The sequence below is a fragment of the Candidatus Pelagibacter sp. Uisw_092 genome (genome assembly GCF_047729545.1).
In the GTDB taxonomy this organism is placed as follows: domain Bacteria; phylum Pseudomonadota; class Alphaproteobacteria; order Pelagibacterales; family Pelagibacteraceae; genus Pelagibacter.
Map to the genome: position 1 here is coordinate 775,729 of NZ_CP159824.1, position 23,667 is coordinate 799,395.

The window sequence follows — 23,667 nt, forward strand, 5'->3', positions numbered from 1 at the left end:
TACTCTATGAAGGGTTTGAATATTTCAATTATATTCTTAACTCTGTTCTTATTTCATGGGTGTGCATCTGGACCAAAAAACACCATACCTTATAAATATAGAACTGAAGCTCAAGTTAAAATGGAATGTGAAGCTGAGATAGCAAAAAATGCTCAGAGCAATGCTAATGCTGGATCTGATGCAGGTAATTTTACAATGGGGTTTCTGGAAGCTATGATGGAAGACTGGGCTTGCGATCCACTTAAATAATTTATCTTTTTTCTAACAAAATTCAGTCCTAATAAAAACAATAAGCTATGATTTAAGTAGAATCATGCATTGGATTTCATTCCTTTTCAAACATTTACGGTTTTTTTCTTTATTGTCCTCTTTCCGTAAACCTCATGATAGGAGAAGGAGTGAAACCATTACTAACTACAAATTACTAACTATTAAAAAGGAGCTTAAATAATGAAGCGTTTTCTTATCTTTATTTCATTACACTTATTTTTATTTCTATTAGTTTTTGTTCATCAAGCTCAAGCCAGTGATGAGGAGTGGACTATAGATAGATTTAGAGGTTTATCTTATGCAAGAGTGTCTGGTGAAGTAACTCATGGTGATAGTTTAAATTTCTTTATTTCAACAGAAGATAATTGTGAAAAAGTTTATAACAACTTTACTTTTTATACTTATGAAAAACCTGGAGATATTAAACAATTAATAGACAAAGATATTCCAATCAAAATGAATGGTGTAGACTTAACAGCAAATGTTATAAGCGTCTCACCTTTTTTAATGGGATATAGAGTTTCATTTAGCTTAGGTAAATTTCCTACAAAAGAATACATATATTTCTTAAAAGAGTTTTATGATGAATTTCAAAAGTATGAAATTGAAATTGTAGATGGTATAGATTTCAAAGTTGCTAAATATTTTGATATTCCTGTCAACAATTGGAAATTAGATAAGTTAGTTCCATCAATATTAGAAGCAAATAAAATTTGTAAAGATATAAATAATTTAGATAGTTAAAATTAATTAGTTTCCCCCTTTCACCTATTTTTTACTTCTCTCTGTGTCATGAGTGTGTCAAGGAATGTGAGAAAGTTAATTGCGATAGCTATACTGCGATAACTAACAGCAGACAGCGGGCTTATGAGTCCTGCGCTTTAACCAACTGAGTTACCATATTATTTTATTTTTCAGTTAGCCAGTCATTAAATTCGTATGAAGTTGCTCCTATTCTTAATTGATCAAAGTAACCACTTTTTTTAGACCAGTCGTAACAATCTACATCAATTATATCTTCTTTCTCAAACCAATATGTAATTGACATTATTTTGCCAGTATCATTTGTTAATTTTCTTGTAAATTCTTCTTTTTTTAAATTTAAAAAAATTTCAGATAAATTTTTATTAATCTCATTCCTTTTTTTTATACAACCGTCCATGTCATCTTCAAAAGGTATAATTCCTTTAATCATATAAACTTTATATTTGTTATCTCCTTTTTTAACAGAAATTTGTAAAATAGAAAAATCATCACCATCAAAATCTTCGATATCAATAGTGTAAAATTTTCCAGGATTTTTTTTAATATGCTGATAATAATCATAAACAGAATTAGCTTTTATTTGACTTTCAGTAAAATAATCTAACAAACTATCCCCAATACTCATTCCCTCTATCTGAAAATCTCTAATATCATCAGCCTTGGCCAATGTTAGAAAGCTGAACGTTAAGATAAGAATTAGTAATAATCTCTTCATAATAAACACCTTCTCACTGTGTCGTATGTGTGTCAAGATTTCTAGTAAGTTGAAATCAGAGTTGCGGGAGGTGGGTTGTGGAAAATGACCTCAGGCTTATGAGTCCTGTATATTATTATTTGAAAGCTTCATTATTTACAAAATCATTACCTTCTTTATTTGAAAGAGTTACCCTAAGATTATCTTTATGACCACCATGTTTTTTTTTATATTCTTTTGACCAGATATAACACTCGACCATTGCAGTATCTCCAGATGGTAAATCTAAATAAATACCGTTTGCAACACTTTTGCCTGATTTATCAGCTGGATGTGATGTAAACTGAACATCATTAAATTTTTCAAAAGATATAAAAGAATTTTCTAGATCTTCGATAATTTTTTTTTGTTTATTAAGACAATCATTCTTATTGAGTATCTTAATAAATCCACCTACTCTATAAATTTTATAATCATTAGGGTTTACTGTCACTTGTATTTTGTAATATGTGGTATAATTACCTTTGTCAGAAAATGCTAACAATGCAAGTTTCCTGCTACCAGGATAAAATCGAAAATCTTTATCTAATATATATTTTTTAGTAACACCAATAGTCTTGGTGTGGTTAAGTAAGATATCGCCTACACTTATCCCCTCAATTTCAAAGTCTCTAATATCATCAGCCTTAGTTAAAGTTTGAAAACTAAACGTTAAGATAAGAATTAGTAATAATCTCTTCATATTAAACACTTTCTCACTGTGCTCTATATGTGTCAAGATTTACAGTAAGTTGTAATTAGGTAAGCGGGAAAAAGTTTTTTGGATACTAGCCGCGGGCTTATGAGTCCTGTGTTTATTTATTTATAAGCTTTAACTCTTATCCATTCTAAAAATTCAATAGTATCAGAAGTAACTCTTAAATGATCTGTAAATTCATATTTATCATCATAGTCTGTACATTGAATTGTAACAGAATTACCTGACTTAAAATCAAATCGTGAGTATGTATTAACTCCATGTTGTGAATCTATAGTTTTAATTTTTTTTGGTATGATCTTTGGAAGTACTTGAGAAATATCACTAATTACTAATTTCATCTGTTTATAACAATTTTTGATTGTTTTTTTATGCCATATAACTCCTGATAGTCCAATTATTTTATATTTACTATCACTTGTTTTAAATGAAACTATAAAGTGATCATAATGTTTTAATTTATAAGAGCCTTTATTTTTATAAACTAAAAAACTTGAGTAATCTTTATCCTTATAGTATGGAGCTAGATTATTTTTTATTTCTTTTTCAAGAACATAACTTAACAAGCTATCTCCAATACTCATCCCTTCTATTTCAAAATCTCTAATGTCATCTGCTGCACTCCATGATTGAAAACTAAACGTTAAGATAAGGATTAGTAATAATCTCTTCATATTAAGCAGTTTCTCACTGTGTCGTATGTGTGTCAAGATTTAGTGAAAGTTAAAATAATCTAAGCAGGTAGTGGATTGTGGAAAGTGACCGCGGGCTTATGAGTCCTGCGATTTATTATTTATAAGCCTCATTATCTATCCAATTCAAATATTCTTCACTAGAGGCATCAACATTTAAAGATTCAATCCAGTTTTTACTCTGTTCAAAGTTCTTATCAAAATTTTCACACCAGATTCTTATGCTTCCATTCTCAACTATTAAATCTGTAACTTCAGAATAACTTTTTCCAAGATTATTTTGATAATTAGATCTATAACTATCTTCAGTTGAATTAGTTAAAATTTTTTTAATTTTATTTTGGATACCTTTTTTTAAATCCATGCATTTATTAAAATTCATATCAAGAGATCCTTTTAATTGATAAATTTTAAATTTATTGTCATTTTTTTTAAGAGTAAAACCATATGTGTCGTACTTATCACTTGAACTATATATCCATATTCCATAAAATTTATCACTATTTGGATAATTAATTTTTTCTAGATTTCTAATTTTCTTTTCTGCATAAAAATCCAACAAACTATCCCCAATACTCATCCCCTCTATTTGAAAGTCACTAATATCATCGGCCTCACTTAATGATTGGAAGCTAAACGTTAAGATAAGAATTAGTAATAATCTTTTCATATTAAACACTTTCTCACTGTGTCTTATGCGTGTCAAGATTTAGTAAAAGTTGAAATTATGTAAGCGGGAAGTAGATTGCAGAAAGTGACAGCAAGCTTATAGTCCTGAGGTTCATTAATTGTACGCTTCATTAATTAAAAAATATGCAAACTCTTCTTGGTTAACTGATATAGATAAATTTCTATTTGTTCCAAACTCTTCTGTATAATGATAACAATTAACTAATATAGCTTCATTAGAGGGAGATGGTTTCAAATAATATTGTATTCCATATATTATTGAATTTCCTGTCTTATCTTTTTTCGCTGAATATTCCACTTCTTCTTTTTCATCAAAATCAATTATTTTTTCAATTTCATTTTGAATTGAAGCTTTCTTTTTTAAACAATCATCTAACTCATCATAATTTATGCTTCCAGATATACTGGTAATAATATAATTTTTATCATTTTTTTTTGTTGTAACAGATAGATAGTCATAGTTATTATTCTGTACTAATTTATCAGCTTCATAAATGGTAAATTTATTATTTGGATATTCCTGATTAGATATGGAAAACTTGATCTCTTCTTCACTAGCAAATTTGAGTAAACTATCCCCAATGCTTATCCCCTCTACCTGAAAATCTTGAATATCATCAGCTTTCGTTAAAGTTTGGAAGCTAAACATTAAAATAAGAATAAGTAATAATCTACTCATAACATTAACTTTCTCACTCCATCGAAAGTTTGTCAAGATTTCGTAACAGTTGTAATTTATTCTATTTAGAGTGGTCAAATAATTTGATTTATATAAAAATGAAAGTATTACAAACTTCATTGTAATCACGTATCAATCAAACCATTCTTTGTAATTATCCTTTTTTGATATCAAATATTCAGGGAGTAGTTTTTCATCTATTCTTTTAAGCTCGTAATCAAAAGCCCATTTATCAACCTCACTTTTGTCTGCTAAATGATTATAAAAAACTCTTCTATTTTCTATCTTATTTTTGAGTTCTCTTATACTTAATCCACTAACATCAAATTCATCATGATGACCAAAATTTTTCATCTTATCAAACAATTGTTCTGGAGTTTTAATGTTTGTAAAGTGCCACCCACCATCTTCTATAATTGTTAAATTAATATTTTTCATTTCTGAAAAATATGTATCTACCCGCCAAAAAGGATAGATTTTATTTTTAATATGTCTTAACCAAGGAAATGATTTAAGGTTTTTTTTTCTACATGCTTTTGAACCAAACCAAAACATCCTGTCGTATAAAAGATTAAACTTATAATAAAAAAATAATTGTCTGAAAATTATAATATTTTTGTTTGTTTTATTAAATAATTTTGAATTTAAATTTGGTATTTCATCATTATCGCTTAAAATTATAAGATCTTCGTCTGCTGCATCTTTAATGCCTTTACTCATACAATTATAAGATAAATCTATTCTTTTTAAACTGTTAATTCTTTTTTCATTTTGTTCTAATTCCATATTACTTTTAATTATATTTTCTGGTTCTCTATCTATTACTAGATAAATTATTTTATCTTTAAATTTTGGATAGTTATTTATATCAAAGTTTAATTTTTTTTTTTACCACTATGTGAGAATAACGACTTTACGACTACAAATTTATGAACAAATTCATTAAGTACATGAAACCTAATATCCATCATCATGTGTTCTGAATAAAATGTTGTACAATCGTATATTTTCATTTAGCTATTAATTATTGCAACATTATCTATTTTAAGTTTTAGAACAATAGTATTGCGACAAAAGATATTAATACGAACCCATATGAAAAAGATAATAATTTTTTTTTAAATAGATTTTTTTTTTCTATTTTTACTCTGTTCAACAACTGATTAATGTTAACTTTCTCTTTTTGGTTTATTTGAGTATGTCTATAGTTTTTTTTTGAATGTATATTTTCATTTTGAATATTAAAATTATGAAAATAGTTTTTTGGCATAATCAATTTAACCATTAATCTTTTAAATCATCAACAAAAATTATAAAAATTTAGTTTGCTTGTCTTTTAATGGAATGGCCTCAACAATAGCGGGGTACTTTATCTTGGCAACCTCTATGTATAGGTTCATTTTTGAAAGCTCTTCATTCGAAAGATGTGTTTTTATGTACCCAAAAGATAAGTTTTTACTATAATTAAATGAGTAATTCCCTGACGTTGTTTTTCCTACAATCTTGTCATTTATATAAATAGGTTCTTCGTGCAATAAGAGAGGTTCACCAGGTTTATTGTTCTTTAATGAAAGCATGATGAATCTTCTTCCCTGTTTCTTATCCTTAATTTTTAATAAACTTTTTTTACCAATAAAATCTATTTGTTTTTTGTAACTAATTGTAAATTTTAATCCTGCCTCATATTGATTTTCTTCTGGTGAAATGTCATGGCCCCAATGTAAAAAACCACTTTCCATCCTCATTATATCCATTGCATGAGATCCACAGTGAGATAAATTATGATTTTTACCTTCTTCTATAATTAATTTATAAATTTCTTTAGCATCATTTTTATCTATATAAATTTCAAATCCTAATTCTCCAACATATGATAATCTTTGAGCCCAAACTTTTTTTGAACCAATGGTTACAAATTTACCATAACCAAATTTAAATATTTCATTTGTAAAGTTGTCTTTTGATATTTTAGAAATTAAATTTCTACTTTTAGGTCCAAAAATTCCCAAACAAAGGAGGTCGTCTGTTATGTCATTAAATTCTAGATCAGCAGATATGTGTTTTATAATATGAGCTTTATCATGAGTTCTTGTTGCGGCTGAACTTATTATTCTAAAATGACCTTTCTCAATACAAATAACTGTTAGATCTGTTTCAATACCGCCTGCTTCATTTAGCATCTGTGTATAAGTTGATCTACCTATTTCATTTTTAATGTTTGCCGTACATATTCTTTGTAGTTCGGCATGAGCTATATCTCCTCTTATTTCATATTTTGCAAAGGGAGACAATTCATATAAACCTACATTAGAAATTGTATTTTTTGTTTCAAATTCAGCTGAAGGATACCAGTTTTGATAATCAAAACTATATTTATATTCTGCTTTTTCATTGTTTAATGCATACCACATTGGTCTTTCATATTCTCCAGACATACCAAAACAAGCTCCTGCTTTTTTTAATTCTTCATGGTAAGGTAATAGTCTTTGGTTTCTTGATGTATTGGGTTGCTTGTATGGCCAGTGCATTCCATACAAATCACCGAGTGTTTCAGTAACCCTTTCCATGATAAATTTTTTAGATGAATGAAATTTTTGAAACCTTTTAATATCTAATGAAAATAAATCTTCATTCATATATCCATTTATCATCCATTCAGCTGTAACTCTGCCAGCACCACCAGAGCTTGCTATGCCGATACTGTTAAAGCCACAGCAAGTAAAAAGATTATCAACCTCAGGAGTTTCTCCTAAAAGATATTGAGTATCTGGTGTAAACGATTCTGGGCCTGAAAAAAATTTCCTAATTCCGGCAGTTTCTAACATTGGTAATCTTTGAAATGACTTTTCCAGATAAGGCTCAAAATGATCAAAATCATCTGGAAACTCACCAAAAGAAAAATCTTCTGGTACAACCCCTCTTTCTTTAAAAGCAGGTTTTGCATTTGGTTCAAAAATTCCAACTAACATTTTCCCAGCATCTTCTTTTAAATAGAGACAGGAGTTATAATCTCTTAAAACTGGTAAGTTTTTAGGTAATTTTTCTAATGGTTCGGTTATTATATAAAAATGTTCATTTGGATATAAAGGGACACTCACGCCAATATCTTCTCCAATCTGTCTAGACCACATCCCACTGGCTAGTACAACATATTCACAATCAATTTTACCAAATTTAGTTTGAACACCAACAATTTTTTTATCTTTAACTAGTATTTTTTTAACAGGAGTTTTTTCAAATATTTGAGCTCCTTCCATTTTTGCAGCTTTAGCTAACACATTTGTTACACCCACCGGGTCTGCCTGTCCATCCTCTGGCATGTAAACACCTCCTAAAATATCTTCTTCATTAATTACAGGATAAAGTTCTTTTATTCTTTCTTTGCTAACATTTTCTACATTTACATCAAATAATTGTGCTGCTGTTGCTTGTCTTAATAATTCTTGAAGTCTTTCTGCTGTACTTGCGACAGTTATTGCTCCATTTTGTTTCAAACCAGTTGATAAACCAGTTTTTTCTTCTAATTCTTTATATAAATTGAGAGAATATTTTCTAAGGCGGGTAATTGTAGCTGAAGCTCCTAGCTGACCAACAAGTCCCGCAGCATGCCACGTTGTGCCTGATGTAAGCTGATCTCTTTCTAATAATACAGTATCTTTCCAGCCATACTTTGCTAAATGATAAGCGACTGAACAACCTGCAACACCCCCTCCTATAACTACTACTTTTGCTGATTTTGGATGTCTATTGGACATTGCTAGAATAATATTATTAATATCTATAAAATTAAACAAATTTAATTATATAAAATGATATTAAAACAATTATTTGATAAAACTTCAAGTACATATACTTATCTTGTAGCATCTGCAAAAGGCAGAGAGGCTCTGATCATTGATCCAGTATTAGAAAATGTTGAAGATTATATTAAATTACTTAACAAATTAAGTTTAAAATTAGTAAAGGTAATTGACACACATATACATGCTGATCATATTACAGGGGCTAGTAAATTAAAAGATCAAACAAATTGTATAACTATTATGGGTGATCATACTCCAGCTGATGCTGTAGAAATTAAAGTTAAAGATGAAGAAATTATCAAACTAGATCAATTAAAGATAAAAGCACTTCATACTCCAGGTCATACATCTGACAGTTTTAGTTTTTTAATGAATGAGTATTTATTTTCTGGAGACACTTTGCTTATCAATGGAACAGGTCGAACAGATTTTCAAAATGGGAGCGCTAAAGATTCTTATAACTCAATTTTTAATAAGTTGTTAAAGCTACCAGAGGAAACTCTTGTTTATCCAGCTCATGATTATAATGGAAAAAAATGTAGCTCTATTGGCAATGAAAAAAAATTTAACCCTAGATTGCAAGTTAGCAATGAAAAAGAATATATGAAGATAATGAATGATCTAAATTTACCTAAACCAAAATTAATTGATGTGAATATTGCAAGCAATATCAAACTTGGAGCTATTTAACTTTTAAATAAATTACATGATAACTTCTACTTTTCATTGGTCTTGTAAACACACATGGCAAAAAAGTGCTAAGAATACTATGTGGTGTGTTATTGGTTGTTCATTTGGAGATTTTGGAACAATATTATTTTTTCAACTAACTGAAATTCCCTTTCCTATAATTGGAATAATGATTTTGGCAATCATTAATGGTTTATTAACTAGTATCATGCTTGAGACATTTATTTTAATTAGACAGAATTTTAAATTTATTGATGCTTTAAAAACAGCTTGTGGGATGAGTTTTATCTCAATGATTAGTATGGAAATTTCAATGAATTTGACAGATTATTATTTAACAGGTGGAGCTCAACTTACTTATTGGGTAGTACCTATTATGTTAATAGTAGGATTTCTAACTCCCTGGCCTTATAATTATTGGAGACTGAAAAAATTTAACATCGCCTGTCATTAAATATGAATGTATTTATGATTTTATCATTACTTGTAATTGTAGTCGGAGTTATTTTATTGGTAGCCTCTCCATCGGTATTATTTAAATTGAACTGGGCAGAAAAAAAAGGGAAAGATAAAATACTCATGTTCTTATTTTACGGAATTTTAGTTTATATAATTAATATAATTTTTTGGATCATCAAATAAACATAAATTGCTTTTGTTGTTTGAGATTAAGATTTTATTAATTCGTAGATTTTTGCTTTATTAGTTTCTCCTATACTTCTGTACACTTCTTTATTATTTTTATACACAACAATTGTAGTCCAATAATCAATACCTAATTGTTTTGCTATATCCTTGTCTTTTGTTTGTTCAAAACTTAAAAAGATAATGTTTTTAAATTCATTTTGAGCTTGATCTAAAATTTTAATTTGAGCCTTACATGTTGTGCAAGTTTCATTCCAAGAATTAATAACAACAGTTTTTCCTTCAAGTTGAGCTTTTTGAAAAATGTCATTATTAAAAGTTGTACTTTTATCTACCGCAAAAGCTTGCATTGTAAATAATACAAAAATTATAATTAATACTTTTTTCATAATTCAATTATATGTCTTAAAGGTTCGATTAACAAGAATTTGATTTTATTTTATAACACCAATTTTTTTTTGTCTCGAAATAATAATTAATCCACTAATAATAATTATTAAAGCTCCTATGTAAGTATTAGTTATAGGAATTTCTTCAAATAAGAAATATCCATAAATTATTCCCCATAAAATAACAGAGTATCTAAAAGTGGAAGTAACTGAGACAAGTGTGACTTTAATGGTTGCTACTGAAAAAATATAACCTAGTGCAAGAAAAAAAGCTGAAATGAATAAAATAAAAATATCTTTTAAGCTAAAATCATAAAATTTATAAATACTTAACAGGCCAAAAAAAATAGTGACTACAAAACAAGTCATAAATGCTATTTGTAAGCTATGATAATTATGTTTAAAATTTTTTGTATAAAGGTCTCTTATGGAAAGCATGATTGCAGCAAGTATTGGGAAAATGAAATAATAACCAAATTCTAATTTTCCAGGGTTAATAACTACAGCAACACCAACAAATCCCAATATGACAGCGCTCCATCTTCTCCATCTTACTTTTTCTTTTAAAAATATTGCACCAAATGCTGTTAATAAAATTGGAGCCATACTCAATAAAATATAAACTTTTGCAAAAGGTAATAAAGCTATTCCAATAAAAAAGAATAATGCAGCTAGCGATTCTAAGAGGCCTCTTGTTCTTAACTCTTTTGAGTGGAAGATTAACTTAAAATCTATTTTTTTTATATAAAGAAATAAAAAAATAAAAAGTAAAGTAAAAATACCTCTTATAAAAATAATTTGGTTTAAAACAAATATTTCATCATATCTTTGGTAAACAAATTTTACAAAAGCATCATTAGTGGCAAATGAGAATTGACATAAAAGCATATATAGTATGCCAAGTAATTCATTATTAATTTTAAATTTAGAAACCATGAGGCTTTTAAGTATAAGTTTTTCTATTGGTAATAAACAAAAATCAAAAACCAATAAGAAACAAGTCCCACAAATATTGTAGCAATAATGCTTCGACTGAAATAACCTATAATTATAGCTAATGTAGCAGCTAATATTTTTGGATTATTTTCAATATCTATCGCGCCTGCACTATCTAAAAATATTGGTGGAAAAATTATTGCAGGGAAAATGGCAGATGGCACATACGAGAGTATTTTTTTTGCCTTATCATTTAATATGTCTTCCTTTAATAAAAAAATCATAGAAAACCTTGTTAAATAAGTAATAATTCCACAGTATATAATTGTCGACCAATGCATTATTTTTTTTTTAAAGTCATCAAGGTTAATAATGTAGCAACGAGTAAAGCAGATATTGCTGCAACAATAATATATGCTTGAAATGGTATTGTATTATACCCAATAGTTGCAACTATTCCAGATACCAGCATAATAATAATATTTTTAAACTTTCTAAAATCATTAATTAATAAAGCAAGAAAAGTTAAAGAAATAGTAAAACTTAAACCTAATTCTTTTGGAACAACTGATCCTAGAACTATACCTAAAATTGTAGATATTTGCCAAATTATCCAACAAGTGAAGCCAGCTCCTAATAAATGGTAGTGCTTATACTTATTTATTTTATTTTTTTTAAAATAAGTATTTGAGACAGCAAATGCTTGATCAATTAATATATAAGATAAAATAATTTTCCATGTTAATTTTAAATGAGATAAATATTCTGAAAAAACTGCCCCATATAATAAATGTCTGGAATTTACTGCACCAACAGAAGTTATTGCAACTAAAGAAGAGGCTCCACCTGATAACAACTGAAGTAAAACTATTTGAGAGGCTCCACCAAAAATTATAATAGACATTCCAAATGTCATATTCGCACTCAACCCTAATTCCATTCCTATAACACCATAAATAATACCAAAGGGAACCACGGGTATCATTAAAGGACTTACATCTATTATTCCTCTAGATAAGGTTTTAAATCTATCATTCATTTTAAGTTTAGTTTTGTATTAGAAACAGACTATATGATCAATATTTATTGGTCTTTTGATACCAAATTTTTCATCTACTTCGTGCTGATGAATATGGTGAGAGTGCACAAATACAGGTATTAATTTGTTACTCACAGTTTTAAGTGTGTAAATAAAATTTGTTCCTCTAAATTTTCTATCAACCACTTCTAATTTTAAGTTACTTTGATCATCATGCTCTAGATCTTCTGGTTGTAATAAAAGCTGAACATCAGATCCTTTTGGATAATGTTTTATAAAATTACCAGTTATTGTTCCTAAGTCGGCACTTTCTAAACTATTTTCACCTGTAACTTTTGCTGGAATTAAAATACCTCTATTTAAAAAATTAACCACCTCTATAGAGTTTGGAAAGTGATAAACGTTATATGGGTCATCGAATTGTTTTAATTGTTCATCAAGAATTATTCCACATTTTGTACCAAGATAAAAAGCTTCGTACGAGTCGTGTGTAACAATAATAGTTGTTATCTTTTGCTCAGTTAAAATTTTTTTTAGCTTAACTTGAATTTCTTCTTTAAAACTTTGATCAACATTTGATAAAGGTTCATCTAATAGTAATAAGTCTGGATTAGATAATAAAGATCTAGCCAAAGAGGCTCTTTGTGCTTCACCAGAACTTATTTGATGTGGAAATTTATCAATTACATGATCAATATGAAGAAATTTAATTATCTCATTTATATTTAAACCCTTTTTTTTATTTTTATTTTTATTTCTCTCCGCACCAAATTTTATATTTTCTAAAACATTATAATGAGGAAATAGTGAGTTATCTTGAAAGGCCATTGATATATTTCTATCTTCCGGCTCCACATGAGTATCTTTGGAAGATAGTATTTTATTTCTTAATATAATTTTTCCTGAATTAATTTTTTCCAGACCAGCAATTGTTCTAAGAATTGTGGTTTTGCCAATTCCAGATGGACCTAATAAACAAATAATGTCACCCTGATTTTCAATAGTTAGTGAGACATTGCTTACTTTGTTTTGTGCGCTAGCAGTGAATGTTACATTATCAATTTCAAGAAAATTATTAGTCATATTTTTAGTCTTTAAGAATATATTTAGATGTAATTAAAATAAAGAAACTTGCAATAATTATTAGAAATAATGATGGGGCTGCTGCAGCTTCTAATAAATCCTGTGAAGCATATATATATGCCTTTGTTGCAAAAGTTTCAAAATTAAATGGTCTCATAATTAGCGTAATTGGTAACTCTTTAATGATTTCAATGGCTAATAAAATTCCTATCAATAAAATTGAGTTTTTTAGATATGGGACATGTATGTTTTTGAATGTCTTGAATTTAGAATATCCAAGCAGATATGCGCCTTCATCAATGGAATAATTAATTTTTAAATATCCTGATTTAATTCCATTGCTTGCTAATGAATAAAATCTAATAAAATATACCAAAACTAGGCCAAGAATAGAGCCTATAAAAATTGGCTTTATACTGTTCATTTCAAATTGAGCTAGAATACTGCTGTCAAACCATGAGATAAAGGTAATGAATGCTACCGCTAAAATAATCCCTGGTATTGCATACCCTGATATTGAAAACGTAGTTAATACTTCTAAAAATTTACTTTTAGAAACTCTATTCCCATAATTTGAAATAAAAGCTAAGGCAATTAACAAACAGCTAGATAAAATTACTAAAATTATAGTATTTGAAAATAAGTTAATTAGATCCAAATCAGCTAAATGTTTTGGAAATATAATTGTCCAATAAAGCATTTGTAGAACAGGAAATAAAAAACTTATAGAAAAAACTAGCATGCAAAAAGAAAATGCTAAAAATGATTTATATCCACTTAAATTGATAACTGATTTAGATTTAAATCCACCCTTAGAAGATGTGTGATACTTGGCTTTTTTTCTTGAAAAATTTTCCAAAATAAACAATCCAAGAATAAAAATTAATAGGTAAAATGATAATCTGTTAGCAAGAGTAAGATCATCAAAAGAAATCCAAGCATTATAGATTCCTGTAGTAAAAGTAGATATGCCAAAAAAAGATACAGATCCGAAATCTGATAAAGTTTCCATCGCAACTAAGGACAGACCAGCAACGATAGCAGGTCTTGCAGAAGGAAGTATTATTTTAAAAAAAGATTTTTTTTTAGAAAAGCCAAGATTTTTTCCAAGTTCTATTAAATTTTGTGACTGATAGTGAAATGATGTTCTGGTTAAAACATAAACATAACCAAATAATGAAAAGGATATTGAAATTATGGCACCCATCATTCCATCAAATTTAGGAATATGAGTATTATAATTCCCTTCTCCAAATAAATTTTTTAAAATTGAAAAAGCTGTTCCGTAATTTTCAAAAAAAGCAGTTAAGGAATATGCATAAATATAAGCTGGGACAGCAAAAGATAAGATCAAAGACCATTTAAAAAAATTTACACCTGGAAAATTATAAAATGAAACTAAGTAAGCACATCCAACACCAATTATAAATGTTAAAAATAAAACACCTATTAAAAGTATTAAAGAATTATAAATATAATCATAAAGAAAAGTATTTTTTAAAATTAAACTATAGTTTCCGGTAGTTTCAAAAAAACTACTGAATACTGTTAAAATTGGAGCTGCCACTACTAAAGAAATAAGTAGAGATGCTGCATACCAAATATTTATTTTTCCAAATCCCATATTTTACATTACCTTAATAATTATTTTTAAGAAACTTCCCTTGTTACCAAGGGAAGTTAATACCAACTCTAAAACCAATTTGAGAGAGAGATTATAGAGCTAATTCTTAAAATTTTCTTATACGTTTTATGTTTTCAGCTTTTATTGTTTAGATAGATATTCTATACAGTTTTCTGGTGTTGTTTGTTCATATGGGTCAGGATCACTTCCATCATTATTCATACCGTCCTCTTGCCACCATTTTTCAACTATGCCATCATTAATAATCGTACAATATCTCCAGCTTCTTTGACCAAAACCAACATGCTTTTTATCAACTAACATGCCCATTGCCCTTGTAAAATCTGCATTTCCATCTGGTAATACCTTAACTTTTCTTAATTTTTGCTGATCAGCCCAAGCATTCATCACAAAACCGTCATTAACGCTAATACAATAAACTTCATTAATGCCTAAGCCTAACAATTTGTCATAATTTTCTTCAAATCCTGGTAACTGTTTTTCAGAACATACTGGTGTAAACGCACCTGGTAATGAAAATAGTATTACTTTTTTACCTTTGAATATTTCATCAGTACTTACATCAACCCACTTTCCAATTTTTCTTGTTTTCAAAACTACATTTGAACATTTTTTTCCTTCTATCATTCTATTCCTGTTATTTTTTAAGTGTTTGTTTAATTGAATTACTTGCATTTGAATTTTTTAGTGCTCATAGTTAAATTAGGTAGGGTAAATACCTTTTGTAGAGCTATGAGCACAATCATTAAAAAGAAAATTATGTATTAAAAGGAGAGAGGATATGTGCAACCTCTTTATCTTCAATATCTGATAATTTTCTATTATTTATTTTTCTATTGATCTTTTCACACTCAGCTGCACATGGATCACAAGCTTTCAGAGATTGAGACCCATATACGTCAGAAGATTTATCTAAATCAATATTAAATAAATTCTTTTTCACTAGCTTATTACTTCCAACTTGCTGCTAACATACACTCAAGTGCTGTAGCTTGTTGTTTTCCATAATTAGCAACTTTAGTTTCTAAATCTTGATTGTATCCAAGACCCATTTGTTTAACTAATGCATGAGGCTCAACACCATCAATCATTGGATATTCAAATGTATTATTAACTATGTGTTCTTGTGCTTCTTTAGTTAATAAAAACTCAAGTAGTTTTTTTGCATTATCAGCGTTAGGAGCATTTTTTAAAACACCACCACCACTAATATTCATGTGAGTTCCTCTGTCTCCTTGGTTAGGGAAAAAAGGTAAAACTTTTTTAGCAGCTGCTTGTTGCTCTGGACCTTTTTTTCCAGATAACATCAAAGCATAATAGTAAGTATTAGCTACTGCTAGATCAGCTTCACCTGCAGCTACAGCTAAAATTTGAGCTCTATCATTTCCTTTAGAGTCTCTAGCCATGTTAGCCACAACACCTTTTGCCCAAGAACAAGTTGCTGCTTTGCCATTATTTTTTACTAATGATGCAACAAGAGATTGGTTATAGATATTGTTAGATTGTCTTATAACAACTCTACCTTTCCATTTTGGATCAGCAAGACCTTCGTAAGTCATACCGTTAAGCTCATTTGCATTTACTCTTTCAGGTGAGTAATACATAATTCTTGCTCTCTTAGCTATTCCAGTCCATTTAGAAGTTCTAAAGTTTGCTGGTACAGCAGCTTTGATTGCAGCAGTCAAAGAATTTTGGAACATCCCTTTTGCAGCGAATGCACCTAATCTTCCTGCATCAGCAGTAATATAAAGGTCAGCTTTTGAATCGGCACCTTCTTCTGTTATTCTTTTTTGAAGAGCCTTATCTTTACCAGATACAACATTTACTTTAATTCCAGTTTTAGCTGTAAATTTTTCGTAAAGTTGAATATCTAAATCGTAATGTCTTGCACTGAATACATTAACTTCAGCAGCAAACGTCATGTTTGCAAATAAAGCCATGAAAAATGCAATAATTGTAAGTTTTTTCATTATTATTTCCCGTTCTTATTGGTTATTTAGTTTGGAATGCTTATTATTAGCATTGCGAATGATTATCAATCGCATTAATTGACGCAGTTTGCAAGAGTTAATTAAAATAATATTGCAATAAGTAAATTACTTAAAAAAGACAGGGAGATAACAAAACCTGTAAAAAAGTTACAATACATTAAGGTAACTGTGCGATTTCTAATTCTTCTTTTTCTTACAAAAGGCTTATCATCAAGATCTGAAATATCTCTTTCACCAATAACCTTATAATCATAAGTCCAACGCCAAATAGAATTACCAAATCTTTTATCACTATTATTGTAATAGATAATCCAAGCAACAATATATCGATGAGAAATATAGAAAATGATTAAAAGTATTCCACTTAAGATCATTTAAATATTAGAACATATTTAAAGTTTAAGTAAAGACTAATTAAAACTGCTCAGATTCTGTAGAGCCTGCCATAGCAGTTGTGGAGCTTTTTCCACTGCTTATAGTATTTGAAACTGCATCAAAGTAAGATGTCCCAACTTCTCTTTGGTGTTTAACACTTGTGTACCCATCTTTCTCCCTAGCAAATTCAAGCTCTTGGATTTTAGAATAAGCAGTCATTCCTTCTGTTTTATATTTTTCCGCAAGTTCAAAAATTGCAATATTTTGAGTATGAAATCCTGCAAGAGTAATAAATTGAAATTTATAACCCATCTCACTAATTTTTTGTTGAAATGTTGAAATCTCAGCGTCTGATAAATGCTTCTTCCAATTGAACGAGGGAGAGCAATTGTAAGCTAATAATTTACCAGGAAACTTTTCATGAATTGCGTCTGCAAACTTTTTTGCTTCCTCAAGATTCGGTGTCGCAGTTTCACACCAGATTAAATCTGAATAAGGCGCATAAGCTAAACCTCTTGAGATTGCTTGTTCAATACCGTGTTTAACATAATAAAAACCTTCAGGAGATCTTTCTCCTGTTAAAAAAGGTTTATCATTTTCATCAAAGTCATTCGTAATTAATTTCGCAGCATTAGCATCTGTTCTTGCTAAAATTATCAAAGGTACATCTGCAATGTCTGCAGCAAGTCTTGCAGCTTTTAAATTTTTAATCATAGTGCCAGTTGGCACTAAAACTTTTCCACCCATGTGACCACATTTTTTTTCACTAGCTAGTTGATCTTCAAAGTGAACTCCAGCAGCTCCCGCTTTAATGAATTTTTTTGTTAATTCAAAAACATTTAATGGGCCACCAAATCCTGCTTCCCCATCTGCAATAATTGGTAGCATATAATCTGTTCTATCTTTTGATTTCATATCGCCATCTTGTAATTCCATATGCTGAATTTGATCTGCTCTTATTAAAGCATTGTTCATCAACTCAACTAATTTTGGGGCACTATCATATGGGTATAGAGATTGATCAGGATACATTTCACCAGCTGTATTTGCATCAGCTGCTACTTGCCATCCACTCAAGTAAATTGCTTTTAACCCTGCTTTAGCATGTTGAATTGCATGATTTCCAGACAATGATCCTAGTGTATTAATATAATTTTCAGAATTTAATAAATTCCATAATTTTTTTGATTGATGTTTGCACATCGAATATTCTATTTTTATTGAACCTCTAAGTCTTTCAACTTCTTCAGGTGTATAATCTCTTTTAATACCAGCAAATCTTTTTAAATCGTATGAAACTTTAGCTTCTGAGCTCATGAGTTAGGTCTTTCCAGGTTGTGTAATTAAGAAAATTAGATTTTAAGAGGCTTACTTGACTTCACTAAACTCATTAGTGAATTCATTCATGCCGCTTGAACCCCAATCACAATGGTCATCTCTCAAGTAAATACCAGACTGGCTACTTTGAGTATGATCATCTTCATTCGTCATTCGAGACTGATTTTCTTGATTTTTATTATTTATATTTTCCATGTAAACTTTATAATTTACAAAATTTACTAAATCTATTAAATTCGTTAAAATGCTTGTAAAACAAGGAAACTTTTTGTAAATTGTAATTTACAAAATTTACAAATTAATATTATGAGTCAATTAGATTTAAAAATAGGACCAAAAATAAAGGCTTTTAGAAGACAACTAGGTTTACAAGCTAATAAACTTGCTGAAGAACTTGAGATATCACCTAGTTATTTGAATTTAATTGAAGGTGGTAAAAGAAAAATTGATGGTGATTTATTACTTAAAGTTTGTGAAAAATTAAATATTCAACTTTCTGATTTAACAACAAAGTCAGATATCAATCTAGAAAATACTATTTCAGAAATACTAGACGATAAATTATTCGAAGATCTAGATATACTCGGACCTGAAGTTAAAGATTTAGTAGGAACAAACCCAAAAATTGGTAGAGCTCTTGTTAGGTTGGGAGATATTCTTAAAAAAAAAGATCATGAATTAATAAATAAGATAGAAAAACTATCTGGCAAAATAGTTGATAATAGAAAAAATTCATTTCCTGGTGAAGTAATATCTGATTTTCTTCAAGAAAATAAAAACTATTTTTCTAAACTTGAAGAATTTGCAAATAAAGTTTTTGAAAAAATTCAAGTTAACAATAGAACTAGATATATTGCATTATGTGAATATCTAAAAAAAGAATATTCTATAACAGTTAAAGATATTATTCCTGAAGACGGTAAACCATTTTCAAAAATTTTTAATAAAAAAAAAAAGAACTTTTATTAAGTGATTATAATACACTTGAAACAAAAAAATTGCATGCAGCATCTCAAATAGCCCAGGAAGGTGCATCAAAAGAAATTAATCAATACCTATCTAATTTTAATTTTCCATCAGAAGAATCAAAAAAATTAACTCAAGTTGCTCTATTAAATTATTGTGGTGCTGCAATCTTAATGCCTTACAAATTATTTCATTCAGAGTGTAAAAAACTAAAATATGATTTAGAACTTTTACAAAATACTTTTGCAACTTCATTTGAGCAAGTTGCTCATAGGGTAACTTGCCTTCAAGATCCTAAATTACCAGGTATACCTTTCCATATGCTGAGAACTGATATTGCTGGAAATATTTCTAAGCGTTTTTCACTTTCAGGGATTGAAATACCAAGATATGGTGGTGCTTGCCCTAGGTGGAATGTCTATTCAGCCTTTACAAGGCCTGGTGTAATTCAAGCTGCAGTAAGTAAAATGACTAACGGTGAAAAATATGTATGTATTGCAAGAACTGTTGAAAAAGGTGTTGGTCGATATGGTTTATCAAAAAGTATTTTATCAATTGGTTTAGGTTGTGAGGCAAAATATGCAAAACAATTTGTGTACACAGAAAATTTAGATATCTCAGATAAGAAAACTGAAATTCCTATTGGTGTTTCGTGTAGAACTTGTGACAGGTTAGATTGTTCCCAACGAGCATTTCCACCATTACATAAAAAGTTTGATGTAGATATTAATTCTAGAGGAGTTTCGGTTTATGTTAACGATAAAAGTGAATAAACTACTTCCAGTCACCTATTTTACTAAATAAAAAGTTTCTAAAAGCGGTTATTCTGGCCGTATTTTTCAATGATTGAGGATAAACAAAGTGAGCCTCTGTTATGGGGCCCTCTGAATTAGGAAGAACCTTTATTACATTGTTTGAATTTGAAACTAAATATTCAGGAAGTGCTGCAAGACCCACACCAGCTTCAACGGCTAAAAGTAAACCCATTACACTATTAACTTTCATTACTGGTTTTCTTTTTTTAGAATCTTTAATTCCAAGTTTTAAAGCCCAATCTGGATCATAAACGGGAGATGGGGCCCCTTTACCAAATGAAATGAATTTATGTTTATTTAGATCTGTAATTGTTTTTGGCATCCCATATTTTTCTAAATATTTATTAGAGCCATAAATATAATATTTAATATCTACTAATTTTTTTTGAATATAATTAAGCTGCTTAGGTCTTCTCATAAAAATACCTATATCTGCTTGTCTCGTACTTAAATCTAACTCTTTATCATCAAAAATTAATTCAATTTCTATTTCTGGGTTTAAAGTCATAAACTCTTGAATACGAGGTGTTAACCAGTGAGTACCAAAACTTCTAACAGTTGTAATTGTTAATTTACCTGTTGGTTTATTTTTTTGATCTCCCAGTGTAGATTCAACTTCTTTTAATTTACTAATTACATCGTGAGCTGTTTTAAATAAATATTCACCATTTTCAGTTAAAGTAAGACCTCTTGCGTGTCTTTCAAAGAGTTGTACTTTAAGATCCAGTTCTAATGATTGAATTTGTCTGCTTATTGCTGATTGACTTAAATTTAAGTTTATTGTTGCGTTAGTAAAACTACCTGCTTCTGCAACTGCGTGGAATATTTTTAATTTATCCCAATCCATCTATTTATTTAAATCTACCAAAACTCTTCCTGAAATTTCACCCTTTAAAATTTTTGGGTATATTTCTAACAATTCATCTAAACTTACAGTTAAGATTGATTTTTCAAGAACTTCAAAATCAACAAGCTTTGCTGCTTCTGCCCAAATAAATTCTCTTCTTTTAATGCTACAATTTGCTGAGTCCATTCCCCAAACTTTAATTCCCCTTAGCATGAATGGTAATAAATTTGTATTTAGTTCATTACTGTTTGCATTACCACAAACAGCTATAATTCCATTTGATCTAGTTTGAGCTATTGCATTAGCTAAAATTTTACCTCCTACCGTATCAACTACACCATCCCATAATCCTTTATCAATAGGTCTTGGATCTTTGTCAAAATCAGCTCTATTAACAACATTTTTTGCTCCTAACGATTTTAAATAATCTGTTTTGGAATCTTTTCCTGTAACAGCTGTTACATTGTATCCTAATTTAGTAAGAGCCATTACCGCTACACTTCCCACCCCACCGGTAGCTCCAGTAACCAATACATCATTTACTTTATCGCCTAATAAAATTTCTTCTCTAGCTTGAATAGCAAAAGCACTCATTAAAGATGTAAAGCCAGCTGTTCCTAACATCATAGCCTGTTTGCTAGTTAGGTTTGAAGGTCTCTTAACTAAAAAATCGGCATTAACTTTCGCTATCTGAGAGTATCCACCAAAAAAAGCTTCTCCAACTCTCCATCCAGTTAAAATTATTTCATCACCAGTTTTAAATTTTTGATTTTCACTTTCAAGAACAGTACCAGAAAAATCTATGCCTGGAATATGTGGAAATTCTTTAACAAGACGACCACCATTTTTCAAAATCATTCCATCTTTATAGTTTAAATCTGAATAATCTACTTTAACAGTAACATCACCATGTTTTAAAAATGATTTATCTATTGATTTTACTTCTCGTGTAAAATTTTCACCCTCTTGATTAATAACTAGTGCTTTAAAATTATCTGACATGCTTTTCCCTCCTTAGGAAATTTACTTACTAATAAATCTTAAGTATCTATTTTGAATACTAAGGTCTTCTTTAAATTGTCCTAAGAAATAATTTGTAACTGTTGTTGCGGTTTCTTTTTTAATACCTCTCATAGTCATGCATTGATGAGTTGAGTCGATTGTTACAGCTACACCTTTTGCATCTAGAGATTCCATTATTGTTTTAGCAATTTGCATTGTAAGTCTTTCTTGAGTTTGTAATCTTTTTGAAAAAACTTCAACAACTCTAGCAAGTTTACTTAAACCAACAACTCTTTCGTTTGGTATGTATGCAACATGTGCAATTCCAATAATTGGAGCCATATGGTGTTCGCAATGACTTTGTACAGAGACATTCTTTTGTACAACCATATCATCATACCCTTCGACATCTCCAAAAGTTTTATCTAAAATTTTATTAGGATCTTCTGCATAACCAGCAAAATATTCTTTGTATGCTTTAACAACTCTTTTTGGAGTTTCTAATAATCCTTCTCTACTAGGATCTTCACCCATCCAAGTTAAAATAGTTTTAAAAGCCTCTTCAGCTTCTTTATCAGAAATTTTTTTGGTATCTAAAATCTTGCTATCTGTGTCTTCAACTAATTTCATAAGGCAAGTTTATACAGTAAATCATTGTTTTTAAAATATTTAATATATTGTTCAATATGCTACATAATCACCTACATATGTTTAAAAAAAGAGAAAATATAGTCGAAATTGAAGAGGGAAAACTCCTTTCACCAAAATTTGATAATGATGGCTTAATTCCAGTCATCACTATGTGCTCAAAAACTAAAGATGTTTTGATGCATGGATACATGAATGTTGAGGCTTTTAAAAAAACTATCGAGACTAAAGAAGCTCATTACTTTAGTAGATCTAGACAGCAAATTTGGCACAAAGGTAAAACTAGTGGCTTCACTCAAAAAGTTTTAGAGATAAGAATTGATGATGATCAAGATTCAGTTTGGTTAACTGTTGATATTGGAGATGGCTCTAGTTGTCATGTTGGTTATCGATCATGTTTTTATAGATCAATTCCATTAGGCACAATTGAAAATGGTAGAGAAATTGAAATGAAGTTTGAAGAGAAAGAAAAATCTTTTGATCCAGAGGTTGTCTACAAAGGTCAACCCAATCCAACAAAAATTTAAATGAGTGACAATCAAAAAAATGTTCTAGGTGAAGATCTAGAAGAATGTTCTAACGACCCTTTAACTGGATGGCATAGAGATGGCTGTTGTAGCACTGATGAAAATGATCACGGTGTTCACACTGTTTGTGCAAAAGTTACAACAGAATTTTTAGAGTGGTGTAAAGAAGCTGGTAATGATTTAATAACCCCTCATCCTGAGTTTGGGTTTCCAGGTCTTAAAGCAGGAGATGGTTGGTGTGTTTGTGCCAGTTGGTATGCAAGAGCTGCAGATGCTGGAAAACCTTGTCCTGTATATTTAAAAAAAACTCATGAAAAAACTTTAAAACTTGTTTCTATGGAAGTTTTAAAAAAAAATGCTATTGATTTATCTTAGTTTATT

31 protein-coding genes are annotated in these 23,667 nt (G+C 29.3%); 8 read left to right on the plus strand and 23 right to left on the minus strand.

Annotated features, from left to right (window positions below; genetic code table 11):
• Positions 1-6 precede the first annotated feature (6 nt).
• Complete coding sequence (locus ABXT63_RS04315) at positions 7-249, plus strand: hypothetical protein (RefSeq protein WP_415320364.1); 243 nt, start codon at positions 7-9, stop codon at positions 247-249.
• 201 nt (positions 250-450) lie between these two features.
• Positions 451-1,014, plus strand: coding sequence for a hypothetical protein (locus tag ABXT63_RS04320; RefSeq protein ID WP_415320366.1), 564 nt, complete (start codon positions 451-453; stop codon positions 1,012-1,014).
• 163 nt (positions 1,015-1,177) lie between these two features.
• On the opposite strand, the gene ABXT63_RS04325 is transcribed toward ABXT63_RS04320, so the two are convergent.
• The 8 genes from ABXT63_RS04325 to ABXT63_RS04360 all read right to left on the minus strand — a co-directional run bounded on the left by ABXT63_RS04325 (position 1,178) and on the right by ABXT63_RS04360 (position 8,302).
• Positions 1,178-1,750: a hypothetical protein gene (locus ABXT63_RS04325; RefSeq protein ID WP_415320367.1), complete on the minus strand. Its 573-nt coding sequence runs from the start codon at positions 1,748-1,750 to the stop codon at positions 1,178-1,180.
• Positions 1,751-1,865: 115 nt separating this feature from the next.
• Positions 1,866-2,471: a hypothetical protein gene (locus tag ABXT63_RS04330; protein WP_415320368.1), complete on the minus strand. Its 606-nt coding sequence runs from the start codon at positions 2,469-2,471 to the stop codon at positions 1,866-1,868.
• 116 nt (positions 2,472-2,587) lie between these two features.
• Complete coding sequence (locus ABXT63_RS04335; protein WP_415320369.1) at positions 2,588-3,160, minus strand: hypothetical protein; 573 nt, start codon at positions 3,158-3,160, stop codon at positions 2,588-2,590.
• A 115-nt stretch (positions 3,161-3,275) separates the two neighbouring features.
• Entirely contained in the window at positions 3,276-3,848 is a 573-nt protein-coding gene (locus tag ABXT63_RS04340) for a hypothetical protein (protein WP_415320370.1), read from the minus strand.
• Between the two features lie 114 nt (positions 3,849-3,962).
• Positions 3,963-4,547: a hypothetical protein gene (locus ABXT63_RS04345; RefSeq protein WP_415320371.1), complete on the minus strand. Its 585-nt coding sequence runs from the start codon at positions 4,545-4,547 to the stop codon at positions 3,963-3,965.
• A 132-nt stretch (positions 4,548-4,679) separates the two neighbouring features.
• Positions 4,680-5,333, minus strand: coding sequence for a hypothetical protein (locus ABXT63_RS04350; RefSeq protein WP_415320372.1), 654 nt, complete (start codon positions 5,331-5,333; stop codon positions 4,680-4,682).
• 89 nt (positions 5,334-5,422) lie between these two features.
• Entirely contained in the window at positions 5,423-5,560 is a 138-nt protein-coding gene (locus ABXT63_RS04355; protein ID WP_415320373.1) for a hypothetical protein, read from the minus strand.
• Positions 5,561-5,857: 297 nt separating this feature from the next.
• Positions 5,858-8,302: a GcvT family protein gene (locus ABXT63_RS04360; protein WP_415321944.1), complete on the minus strand. Its 2,445-nt coding sequence runs from the start codon at positions 8,300-8,302 to the stop codon at positions 5,858-5,860.
• A gap of 54 nt (positions 8,303-8,356) precedes the next feature.
• Here ABXT63_RS04360 and ABXT63_RS04365 point away from each other — a divergent pair, with 54 nt between their 5' ends.
• Together ABXT63_RS04365 and ABXT63_RS04370 are read left to right on the plus strand one after the other, a co-directional pair.
• Positions 8,357-9,040 (plus strand): MBL fold metallo-hydrolase, encoded by a 684-nt coding sequence (locus tag ABXT63_RS04365; RefSeq protein ID WP_415320374.1) that lies wholly within the window; start codon positions 8,357-8,359, stop codon positions 9,038-9,040.
• A 16-nt stretch (positions 9,041-9,056) separates the two neighbouring features.
• On the plus strand, positions 9,057-9,494 hold the full coding sequence (locus ABXT63_RS04370) for a DUF4396 domain-containing protein (RefSeq protein WP_415320375.1): 438 nt from the start codon (positions 9,057-9,059) through the stop codon (positions 9,492-9,494).
• A gap of 214 nt (positions 9,495-9,708) precedes the next feature.
• Here ABXT63_RS04370 and ABXT63_RS04375 read toward each other — a convergent pair whose 3' ends face one another.
• The 12 genes from ABXT63_RS04375 to ABXT63_RS04430 all read right to left on the minus strand — a co-directional run bounded on the left by ABXT63_RS04375 (position 9,709) and on the right by ABXT63_RS04430 (position 18,676).
• Entirely contained in the window at positions 9,709-10,074 is a 366-nt protein-coding gene (locus ABXT63_RS04375) for a TlpA family protein disulfide reductase (protein ID WP_415320376.1), read from the minus strand.
• Positions 10,075-10,119: 45 nt separating this feature from the next.
• A complete protein-coding gene (locus tag ABXT63_RS04380) occupies positions 10,120-11,010 on the minus strand; it encodes a DMT family transporter (RefSeq protein ID WP_415320377.1) in 891 nt (296 codons plus the stop codon).
• A 23-nt stretch (positions 11,011-11,033) separates the two neighbouring features.
• Positions 11,034-11,351 carry an AzlD domain-containing protein gene (locus ABXT63_RS04385; RefSeq protein ID WP_415320378.1) on the minus strand — a complete coding sequence of 106 codons (318 nt, stop codon included), beginning with the start codon at positions 11,349-11,351 and terminating at the stop codon, positions 11,034-11,036.
• A complete protein-coding gene (locus ABXT63_RS04390; RefSeq protein WP_415320379.1) occupies positions 11,351-12,049 on the minus strand; it encodes an AzlC family ABC transporter permease in 699 nt (232 codons plus the stop codon). Before ABXT63_RS04390 ends, ABXT63_RS04385 begins: the two co-directional genes overlap by 1 nt.
• An 18-nt stretch (positions 12,050-12,067) precedes the next feature.
• On the minus strand, positions 12,068-13,132 hold the full coding sequence (locus ABXT63_RS04395; protein ID WP_415320380.1) for an ABC transporter ATP-binding protein: 1,065 nt from the start codon (positions 13,130-13,132) through the stop codon (positions 12,068-12,070).
• Positions 13,133-13,136: 4 nt separating this feature from the next.
• Positions 13,137-14,756 (minus strand): ABC transporter permease, encoded by a 1,620-nt coding sequence (locus ABXT63_RS04400; protein WP_415320381.1) that lies wholly within the window; start codon positions 14,754-14,756, stop codon positions 13,137-13,139.
• Between the two features lie 141 nt (positions 14,757-14,897).
• Positions 14,898-15,401 (minus strand): peroxiredoxin, encoded by a 504-nt coding sequence (locus ABXT63_RS04405; RefSeq protein WP_415321946.1) that lies wholly within the window; start codon positions 15,399-15,401, stop codon positions 14,898-14,900.
• Positions 15,402-15,534: 133 nt separating this feature from the next.
• On the minus strand, positions 15,535-15,720 hold the full coding sequence (locus tag ABXT63_RS04410; protein WP_168607384.1) for a hypothetical protein: 186 nt from the start codon (positions 15,718-15,720) through the stop codon (positions 15,535-15,537).
• 7 nt (positions 15,721-15,727) lie between these two features.
• Positions 15,728-16,747, minus strand: coding sequence for an extracellular solute-binding protein (locus tag ABXT63_RS04415; RefSeq protein WP_415320382.1), 1,020 nt, complete (start codon positions 16,745-16,747; stop codon positions 15,728-15,730).
• Positions 16,748-16,848: 101 nt separating this feature from the next.
• Positions 16,849-17,142, minus strand: a complete 294-nt coding sequence (locus ABXT63_RS04420) for a hypothetical protein (RefSeq protein ID WP_415320383.1) — start codon at positions 17,140-17,142, stop codon at positions 16,849-16,851.
• A gap of 40 nt (positions 17,143-17,182) precedes the next feature.
• Positions 17,183-18,460, minus strand: coding sequence for an isocitrate lyase (aceA, locus tag ABXT63_RS04425; protein WP_415320384.1), 1,278 nt, complete (start codon positions 18,458-18,460; stop codon positions 17,183-17,185).
• Positions 18,461-18,511: 51 nt separating this feature from the next.
• Positions 18,512-18,676 carry a hypothetical protein gene (locus ABXT63_RS04430; RefSeq protein ID WP_415320385.1) on the minus strand — a complete coding sequence of 55 codons (165 nt, stop codon included), beginning with the start codon at positions 18,674-18,676 and terminating at the stop codon, positions 18,512-18,514.
• Between the two features lie 111 nt (positions 18,677-18,787).
• On the opposite strand from ABXT63_RS04430, the gene ABXT63_RS04435 reads away from it, so the two are divergent.
• Positions 18,788-19,450, plus strand: coding sequence for a helix-turn-helix domain-containing protein (locus ABXT63_RS04435; RefSeq protein ID WP_415320386.1), 663 nt, complete (start codon positions 18,788-18,790; stop codon positions 19,448-19,450).
• A gap of 29 nt (positions 19,451-19,479) precedes the next feature.
• Positions 19,480-20,220: a helix-turn-helix domain-containing protein gene (locus ABXT63_RS04440; protein WP_415320387.1), complete on the plus strand. Its 741-nt coding sequence runs from the start codon at positions 19,480-19,482 to the stop codon at positions 20,218-20,220.
• A gap of 1 nt (position 20,221) precedes the next feature.
• Here ABXT63_RS04440 and ABXT63_RS04445 read toward each other — a convergent pair whose 3' ends face one another.
• From ABXT63_RS04445 to folE, 3 genes are read right to left on the minus strand one after another with little or no spacing between them, the layout of a single operon-like run.
• Positions 20,222-21,109 (minus strand): LysR family transcriptional regulator, encoded by an 888-nt coding sequence (locus ABXT63_RS04445; RefSeq protein ID WP_415320388.1) that lies wholly within the window; start codon positions 21,107-21,109, stop codon positions 20,222-20,224.
• Positions 21,110-22,111 carry an MDR family oxidoreductase gene (locus tag ABXT63_RS04450; protein WP_415320389.1) on the minus strand — a complete coding sequence of 334 codons (1,002 nt, stop codon included), beginning with the start codon at positions 22,109-22,111 and terminating at the stop codon, positions 21,110-21,112. It abuts the gene before it with no gap.
• Positions 22,112-22,132: 21 nt separating this feature from the next.
• Positions 22,133-22,741, minus strand: a complete 609-nt coding sequence (gene folE, locus ABXT63_RS04455) for a GTP cyclohydrolase I FolE (RefSeq protein WP_415320390.1) — start codon at positions 22,739-22,741, stop codon at positions 22,133-22,135.
• Positions 22,742-22,818: 77 nt separating this feature from the next.
• Between folE and hisI the strand changes: the two genes are divergently transcribed.
• Both hisI and ABXT63_RS04465 read left to right on the plus strand, forming a co-directional pair.
• Positions 22,819-23,286, plus strand: a complete 468-nt coding sequence (hisI, locus tag ABXT63_RS04460) for a phosphoribosyl-AMP cyclohydrolase (protein ID WP_415320391.1) — start codon at positions 22,819-22,821, stop codon at positions 23,284-23,286.
• Positions 23,287-23,661 carry a DUF2237 family protein gene (locus ABXT63_RS04465; RefSeq protein WP_415320392.1) on the plus strand — a complete coding sequence of 125 codons (375 nt, stop codon included), beginning with the start codon at positions 23,287-23,289 and terminating at the stop codon, positions 23,659-23,661.
• Positions 23,662-23,667 lie beyond the last annotated feature (6 nt).

What these genes read in the sequence shown, in the direction of transcription:
- ABXT63_RS04390 (WP_415320379.1), bottom strand. Translation starts at nt 12,049, where the DNA reads ATGAATGATAGATTTAAAACCTTATCTAGAGGAATAATAGATGTAAGT.
- ABXT63_RS04395 (WP_415320380.1), bottom strand. Translation starts at nt 13,132, where the DNA reads ATGACTAATAATTTTCTTGAAATTGATAATGTAACATTCACTGCTAGC.
- ABXT63_RS04320 (WP_415320366.1), top strand. Translation starts at nt 451, where the DNA reads ATGAAGCGTTTTCTTATCTTTATTTCATTACACTTATTTTTATTTCTA.
- ABXT63_RS04350 (WP_415320372.1), bottom strand. Translation starts at nt 5,333, where the DNA reads ATGGAATTAGAACAAAATGAAAAAAGAATTAACAGTTTAAAAAGAATA.
- ABXT63_RS04335 (WP_415320369.1), bottom strand. Translation starts at nt 3,160, where the DNA reads ATGAAGAGATTATTACTAATCCTTATCTTAACGTTTAGTTTTCAATCA.
- ABXT63_RS04360 (WP_415321944.1), bottom strand. Translation starts at nt 8,302, where the DNA reads ATGTCCAATAGACATCCAAAATCAGCAAAAGTAGTAGTTATAGGAGGG.
- ABXT63_RS04450 (WP_415320389.1), bottom strand. Translation starts at nt 22,111, where the DNA reads ATGTCAGATAATTTTAAAGCACTAGTTATTAATCAAGAGGGTGAAAAT.
- ABXT63_RS04385 (WP_415320378.1), bottom strand. Translation starts at nt 11,351, where the DNA reads ATGCATTGGTCGACAATTATATACTGTGGAATTATTACTTATTTAACA.
- hisI (WP_415320391.1), top strand. Translation starts at nt 22,819, where the DNA reads ATGTTTAAAAAAAGAGAAAATATAGTCGAAATTGAAGAGGGAAAACTC.
- ABXT63_RS04315 (WP_415320364.1), top strand. Translation starts at nt 7, where the DNA reads ATGAAGGGTTTGAATATTTCAATTATATTCTTAACTCTGTTCTTATTT.
- ABXT63_RS04330 (WP_415320368.1), bottom strand. Translation starts at nt 2,471, where the DNA reads ATGAAGAGATTATTACTAATTCTTATCTTAACGTTTAGTTTTCAAACT.
- ABXT63_RS04375 (WP_415320376.1), bottom strand. Translation starts at nt 10,074, where the DNA reads ATGAAAAAAGTATTAATTATAATTTTTGTATTATTTACAATGCAAGCT.
- aceA (WP_415320384.1), bottom strand. Translation starts at nt 18,460, where the DNA reads ATGAGCTCAGAAGCTAAAGTTTCATACGATTTAAAAAGATTTGCTGGT.
- folE (WP_415320390.1), bottom strand. Translation starts at nt 22,741, where the DNA reads ATGAAATTAGTTGAAGACACAGATAGCAAGATTTTAGATACCAAAAAA.
- ABXT63_RS04435 (WP_415320386.1), top strand. Translation starts at nt 18,788, where the DNA reads ATGAGTCAATTAGATTTAAAAATAGGACCAAAAATAAAGGCTTTTAGA.
- ABXT63_RS04380 (WP_415320377.1), bottom strand. Translation starts at nt 11,010, where the DNA reads ATGGTTTCTAAATTTAAAATTAATAATGAATTACTTGGCATACTATAT.
- ABXT63_RS04370 (WP_415320375.1), top strand. Translation starts at nt 9,057, where the DNA reads ATGATAACTTCTACTTTTCATTGGTCTTGTAAACACACATGGCAAAAA.
- ABXT63_RS04400 (WP_415320381.1), bottom strand. Translation starts at nt 14,756, where the DNA reads ATGGGATTTGGAAAAATAAATATTTGGTATGCAGCATCTCTACTTATT.
- ABXT63_RS04355 (WP_415320373.1), bottom strand. Translation starts at nt 5,560, where the DNA reads ATGAAAATATACGATTGTACAACATTTTATTCAGAACACATGATGATG.
- ABXT63_RS04445 (WP_415320388.1), bottom strand. Translation starts at nt 21,109, where the DNA reads ATGGATTGGGATAAATTAAAAATATTCCACGCAGTTGCAGAAGCAGGT.
- ABXT63_RS04365 (WP_415320374.1), top strand. Translation starts at nt 8,357, where the DNA reads ATGATATTAAAACAATTATTTGATAAAACTTCAAGTACATATACTTAT.
- ABXT63_RS04325 (WP_415320367.1), bottom strand. Translation starts at nt 1,750, where the DNA reads ATGAAGAGATTATTACTAATTCTTATCTTAACGTTCAGCTTTCTAACA.
- ABXT63_RS04465 (WP_415320392.1), top strand. Translation starts at nt 23,287, where the DNA reads ATGAGTGACAATCAAAAAAATGTTCTAGGTGAAGATCTAGAAGAATGT.
- ABXT63_RS04415 (WP_415320382.1), bottom strand. Translation starts at nt 16,747, where the DNA reads ATGAAAAAACTTACAATTATTGCATTTTTCATGGCTTTATTTGCAAAC.
- ABXT63_RS04420 (WP_415320383.1), bottom strand. Translation starts at nt 17,142, where the DNA reads ATGATCTTAAGTGGAATACTTTTAATCATTTTCTATATTTCTCATCGA.
- ABXT63_RS04340 (WP_415320370.1), bottom strand. Translation starts at nt 3,848, where the DNA reads ATGAAAAGATTATTACTAATTCTTATCTTAACGTTTAGCTTCCAATCA.
- ABXT63_RS04345 (WP_415320371.1), bottom strand. Translation starts at nt 4,547, where the DNA reads ATGAGTAGATTATTACTTATTCTTATTTTAATGTTTAGCTTCCAAACT.
- ABXT63_RS04430 (WP_415320385.1), bottom strand. Translation starts at nt 18,676, where the DNA reads ATGGAAAATATAAATAATAAAAATCAAGAAAATCAGTCTCGAATGACG.